Annotated in this window: 1 pseudogene; it reads right to left on the bottom strand. The window is 45.7% G+C overall.

Annotation, left to right across the window (positions count from 1 at the left end):
• Positions 1-2,036 (bottom strand): annotated as a pseudogene (locus AZH43_RS16855) (ESPR-type extended signal peptide-containing protein); the annotation flags it as partial.

The following is a 2,036-nucleotide window of genomic DNA, read 5'->3' as shown; positions in this document are numbered from 1 at the left end:
ATCTTGCGCTTGCAGAGCAAAACCTTTATTCGCTGTGTCWTTCACACTTTGAWTCGCWTCATTGATGTTGGTTTCACCTGTGCCGCCAATATTTTGTACGGTAGTTTGTGGGGCGCCATTGCTATCAACATAGGCTGTTGAACCAACCAGATCATGAATTTGACTGCCGTTCACTGCATCTGTTGAGCCTGCACCAATTGAGCCTGCGCCAACACTGGTGATTTTCTGATTGCCCGCATCGATTCCGCCCGCTGTAATGCTTGGGCCAGCTGCATCTCCCGCAGCATTAGTAAAGCTCAGACCTGTACTGCCAATCACTGTCGAGCCATTGCTGCCAGTAACGGTTAAGCCAGATGCATTTAATGTATTGCCGCCTGCTGTAATGCTGTCAACCGCGATGTTTTTGGCAAGTTCAATTTGAATTTGACCATTAGCCACTTTCGTTGTGATGTTGCTGTCTGCTCCAACCACGTCTACAGCTTCACCTAAAGCTTTTTGAACTTTACTGCCATCTTGCGCTTGCAGAGCAAAACCTTTATTCGCTGTGTCATTCACACTTTGAATCGCATCATTGATGTTGGTTTCACCTGTGCCGCCAATATTTTGTACGGTAGTTTGTGGGGCGCCATTGCTATCAACATAGGCTGTTGAACCAACCAGATCATGAATTTGACTGCCGTTCACTGCATCTGTTGAGCCTGCACCAATTGAGCCTGCGCCAACACTGGTGATTTTCTGATTGCCCGCATCGATTCCGCCCGCTGTAATGCTTGGGCCAGCTGCATCTCCCGCAGCATTAGTAAAGCTCAGACCTGTACTGCCAATCACTGTCGAGCCATTGCTGCCAGTAACGGTTAAACCTGCTGTATCCAGTACGCTGTTACCTACAGTGATGCTGTCAACCGCGATGTTTTTCGCCAAGTCAAAGGTCAAGTCTGTCCCACTTTGTCCAATCACAATGTTGCCATCGGTATTGTCAAAGTCAACGCTATCTTTCGGTGCGACATTGGCTGTGGTTGATGCATCCTTATTGGTCGTAACGTTCCAGCCGGCATTCGCTGTGTTATTCACACTTTGAATCGCATCATTGATGTTGGTTTCACCTGTGCCGCCAATATTTTGTACGGTAGTTTGTGGGGCGCCATTGCTATCAACATAGGCTGTTGAACCAACCAGATCATGAATTTGACTGCCGTTCACTGCATCTGTTGAGCCTGCACCAATTGAGCCTGCGCCAACACTGGTGATTTTCTGATTGCCCGCATTAATGCCGGTTTTACCAATGCTCGGCGTATTCGCAAGTGCAGTACCTGTACTGTCTACAAAGCTTAAACCTGAACTATTAATAACGGTGCCGCCTGCATTGACACTGTCCAGTTTCAAATCTTTTGATAAACCAAAGTCAATAGTTGTAACGCCATTCACTGTTTTCGCTGTATGAATGAGGTTTGTTTCACCATCTGAAAGACCAATATCTACTGTATCTCCAGCTTTCACTGCTGTACCAGTACCTAATTTACCATCTGAATTTACTGTCCAGCCTTTATCCAATGCTGTAATTGCTGCACCAACATTGGTAATAGCTTGACCATTCACACTATAGCTTGGGGCTGTCACCTTACCATCTGCCCCTACGGTTGAATTGCCGCCCAAAGCTTGAGCTAAGGAATTAGCTGTACCGTAAAGCTGACTGCCATTCACTGCATCTGTAGACGTTGAATTAACATCCCCTGCTTTAACATTGGTAATTTTCTGATTGCCCGCATTAATGCCGGTTTTACCAATGCTCGGCGTATTCGCAAGTGCAGTACCTGTACTGTCTACAAAGCTTAAACCTGAACTATTAATAACGGTGCCGCCTGCATTGACACTGTCCAGTTTCAAATCTTTTGATAAACCAAAGTCAATAGTTGTAACGCCATTCACTGTTTTCGCTGTATGAATGAGGTTTGTTTCACCATCTGAAAGACCAATATCTACTGTATCTCCAGCTTTCACTGCTGTACCAGTACCTAATTTACCATCTGAATTTACTG

The organism is Acinetobacter pragensis (genome assembly GCF_001605895.1).
Taxonomy (GTDB): domain Bacteria; phylum Pseudomonadota; class Gammaproteobacteria; order Pseudomonadales; family Moraxellaceae; genus Acinetobacter; species Acinetobacter pragensis.
Note: the sequence above shows the minus strand (reverse complement) of the source record. Positions and strands in the feature narration are given on the sequence as shown.